Here is a 4,007-nt window from a genome sequence, read left to right as displayed (position 1 = left end):
GGTTCCGCAAACGGGCTATCGCCGGTAGAGTTTGAGAAGCAATATTTCCAAGTATTACATAGCGCTGTGTAGTCCCGGATCAGCATAGCAATGCGAATTTACTCCCAACGACCACCACGTTTTGATGGAGATACTTCTTCGGAGTACCGCAGTAGCAACTCGCCAAATGTCCTGTTAGGTACTAAGCCAGCACGGCTCTCCGCCAGATCATTTTCTATAGCAGCAGCCCACACAGCAGCTTCGGCCTTGGTTCTGAATGTAGCCGTATCATTGAGCCCGCCTTTACGGACGCGAGGCTGCCTTACGCTTTTCAAGCGTAGCCATGTGCGACAATCCATGCGATAAAATCGCGACAAAGAGTACAGAACTATGAGGAATTTAACAGTGTAAAGCAGAGATATTGACAGAGTAGAAAAGAGCTAAAAGCCTTTATCTACGGTCATCTTAGAGGAATACAGATACTCAGGAAAAACATCAGTGGTGCGAGCGGAGAGACTCGAACTCTCACGCCTTGCGGCGCTGGAACCTAAATCCAGTGCGTCTACCAATTCCGCCACGCTCGCCCATCAGCAGCACTCGAGAGCACCGCGAAAGAGGCGGCAAATATACCTCAGGATCCCCTGCTGTTCAAGCACTATGTCAAATGAACCATTGTCATGTTTTCATGTCACAATGCAGGCATATTGTTTTGCAACAGCGCAACAAACATCCAAATCAAGAGAGGGCAGCATGCAACCGGACCTGCACAATACCTACCAGACCAGTACCACCAGCGGCCTACGCAACAAGGTTCTGCGCAATACCTATGCGCTGCTGGGTCTTTCGATGATTCCCACCGTGATGGGTGCCCTGATTGGCACACACCTCAATTTCGCCTTCATGGCGGCCAGCCCCATCATGGGCATGCTGGCCATCATGGCGGTATTTTACGGCCTGGTTTTTGCCATTGAGAAAAACCGCAATAACTCGCTGGGCGTATTCCTGATGCTGGGCTTTACCTTCATGATGGGCCTGCTGCTGGGCCCCTTGCTGCAATTTGCACTGCGCTTCAGCAACGGCGGACAGCTGATCATGACGGCCGGCGCAGCGACTTCACTGGTTTTTGTCGTCATGGCCGGCATCGCCAGCACTACCAAGCGCGATCTGTCCGCACTGGGTAGCTTCCTTACCATTGGCGCCATCGTGCTGATGGTCGCCGTGGTGGCCAACATCTTCCTGCAAATGCCCGGCATGCAGCTCGCCATTGCTGCCGCCTTTGCCCTGTTCAGCTCGCTGATGATTCTGTGGCAGGTCAAGGTAGTCGTGGACGGTGGTGAAACCAGCTATGTATCGGCTGCACTGTCGATCTACATCAGCATTTACAATCTGTTTACCAGCCTGCTGCAATTGCTGATGGCCTTCAATGGTGAACGTGACTAAGCCCAAACACTGGTTCAGTAAAGAAGCGCCCTTATATTGGGGCGCTTTTTTTAACCTTCCCGTCTCAACCCTCTAGTCCGGGTTGCCATTCCGGCCAGTAGCCCTCCGGGCTGAAACAATCACTAGCCACCGCCACACCTGGCAGCGCCAGCAAACGACCATCTGCGGCATACAACAAGGGCCATTGCCGGCGCAGCAAGGGGGGAATACCTGCCTCCTGCAACAGTTTTTTAACCGGCTTGCGCCCCACCGCCTGTTGCAATACCTCACCACCCAGGCGCGGACGCAATTGCAAATCCCCGACAAGTGATTGCAAGGTCAAACCACCACGCCGCACCCAGCGCAAACTGCCACCCCAGTCCGACAGGCGACACACTGGCCGCTCCGGATCAAACTGCAACGCACATGCTGACAGGGATGGCAGCACCGGCACCGCATGCAGCAGTTGGCGATAACGCACCACCACAAGTTCTGGCAATTGCAAGCAGGGCTGACTGGCCGCAGCAGCCACACGCAGTTGTCGCAAAAACTCCTGCAACTGTTCCGGCGCCACTTGCGACTGCCCCATACTCCGCAACCAGGCCATCAGCAGAAAGCCCTGCCGCACTGGTGAAAAGGACAGTACTCGCTCGACATCCAGCGCAGCACCAGTGGTGCAACTGGCCAAATCAGCGGCCGCCACCTCATCCACCAATTGCGATGCCTGTGCCATATGCCAGGCAGTACGTCCAAGCTGTTGCCGGTAGGACGGAACATGCTGCTGCAGCAGCGGCATGATGCGGTGTCGCAATAAATTGCGGCGGTAGGCTATGTCGGCATTACTGTCATCCTCGACCCAACTCAACCCCTGCTCACTGGCATACCGCTCGAGCTGTTGCCGGGTAAAACCCAGCAATGGTCGCCATAGCTGCAAGTGCTCCAAGCTGCGTAATGCCGGTATGCCAGACAACGCACGCACCCCACCACCACGCAGCAGCTGTAACAGCACGGTTTCGGATTGATCGTCCAGATGGTGCGCCAGCACCAGCACCTCGGCCGTGGATTGGGCATACACCGCGTAGCGCTGCTGCCTTGCCTGCGCCTCCAGGCTCTCCCCAGCAGCACGACTGACAACAACCCGCGCCACACGCAAGGGAACGTCCAGCTGTCGGCATATCTCCTGACAGTGCAGAACCCAGTCATCAGCCGCTGCATTCAGGCCATGATGCACATGCACTGCAGAAAGCCGCAGTTGCGGCTGGTACTGACGCGCACGTGCCAGCAGCGATAACAGCACCATGGAGTCGAGCCCACCACTCAATCCAAGCTCAAAAGCACAAAGGCCGGACAAATTGTCCGGCCAGTGGGCTAACAGGGCGTCTAGCAGATCAGGCTGCATCTTCCTTGTAACGTCCATAACTCATCAAACGCTCGAAACGCTCTTTCAGCAGCACCTCGATCGGACGATTGGCAAAGTCCTTCAACTGCTCTTGCAGCATGCGCTTCATCGCATTCATCATTTGCGCATGATCGCGATGTGCACCACCAACCGGCTCGGTCACCACGCGGTCAATCAGACCGAGGGTTTTCAGACGATTGGCTGTAATACCCAGTGCCTCGGCCGCTTCGGATGCTCGCTCGGCTGTTTTCCACAGAATGGAAGCACAGCCTTCGGGCGAAATCACCGAATAGGTAGAGTACTGCAGCATATTGACCTGATCGCCGACGGCAATCGCCAGCGCACCGCCAGAACCACCTTCACCGATAATGGTGCAGATGATAGGCACACGCAGTCTGGCCATCTCGTAGAGATTACGGCCAATGGCTTCAGACTGGCCGCGCTCTTCTGCGCCAATACCCGGATAAGCACCCGGGGTATCGACGAAGGTCATGATAGGAATGCCAAATTTTTCGGCCAGCTTCATCAGGCGCAGGGCCTTGCGATAGCCTTCCGGGCGTGGCATGCCGAAATTGCGGTAGATCTTTTCCTTGGTGTCACGGCCTTTCTGATGGCCAATCACCATTACAGACTGGCCATTGAAACGCGCCAAGCCACCCACGATTGCCGGGTCGTCGGCAAAGGATCGATCACCATGCAGCTCTTCGAAATCCGTGAAGATGCTGCGCAGGTAGTCCAGTGTATAAGGACGCTGCGGGTGGCGAGCCACCTGGGAGATCTGCGAGGGGGACAGTTTGGCATATAGAGTCTTGGTCAGTTCCAGACTCTTCTTTTGCAGGCGTGCGATTTCTTCGGAGATATCCAGTACGGAGTCATCCTGCACGAAACGCAGCTCTTCTATCTTGTTCTCGAGCTCGGCAATCGGCTGCTCAAAATCGAGAAAGGTCGGCTTCATTATTCACATCATCCGATTAAGCGAATCGGGCAATCATACATGAGTGCAAAAGAATCCGTCACGCCCCTGTCTGACAAAATTCAATCAGCATGAACTGTCTATTTGAGATTTGCCCGTTTTATGCAAAAAAATGAAACCAACCCCTTGCGCTGAAAAAACGACTGTGCTTTAATTCGCCTCCTCGCTGAGACGCAAACGCAGACAGCGAAAGGTTTCAGGGCGTTTAGCTCAGTTGGTAGAGCGTCTGCCTTACAA

3 protein-coding genes and 1 tRNA gene are annotated in these 4,007 nt (G+C 54.8%); 1 reads left to right on the top strand and 3 read right to left on the bottom strand.

Features of this window, described 5'->3' with window-relative positions; translation table 11 throughout:
• Window positions 1-478: 478 nt before the first annotated feature.
• A tRNA-Leu gene (locus EAY64_RS18350) sits at window positions 479-563 on the bottom strand.
• Between the two features lie 166 nt (window positions 564-729).
• On the opposite strand from EAY64_RS18350, the gene EAY64_RS18345 reads away from it, so the two are divergent.
• A complete protein-coding gene (locus EAY64_RS18345) occupies window positions 730-1,419 on the top strand; it encodes a Bax inhibitor-1 family protein (protein WP_103526165.1) in 690 nt (229 codons plus the stop codon).
• 64 nt (window positions 1,420-1,483) lie between these two features.
• On the opposite strand, the gene tilS is transcribed toward EAY64_RS18345, so the two are convergent.
• A complete protein-coding gene (gene tilS / locus EAY64_RS18340) occupies window positions 1,484-2,719 on the bottom strand; it encodes a tRNA lysidine(34) synthetase TilS (RefSeq protein ID WP_158604731.1) in 1,236 nt (411 codons plus the stop codon).
• Window positions 2,720-2,786: 67 nt separating this feature from the next.
• Window positions 2,787-3,752, bottom strand: coding sequence for an acetyl-CoA carboxylase carboxyltransferase subunit alpha (locus EAY64_RS18335; protein ID WP_103526163.1), 966 nt, complete (start codon window positions 3,750-3,752; stop codon window positions 2,787-2,789).
• Window positions 3,753-4,007 lie beyond the last annotated feature (255 nt).

It is taken from the genome of Aquitalea palustris (assembly GCF_003693445.1).
GTDB classification, from domain to species: domain Bacteria; phylum Pseudomonadota; class Gammaproteobacteria; order Burkholderiales; family Chromobacteriaceae; genus Aquitalea; species Aquitalea palustris.
Note: the sequence above shows the minus strand (reverse complement) of the source record. Positions and strands in the feature narration are given on the sequence as shown.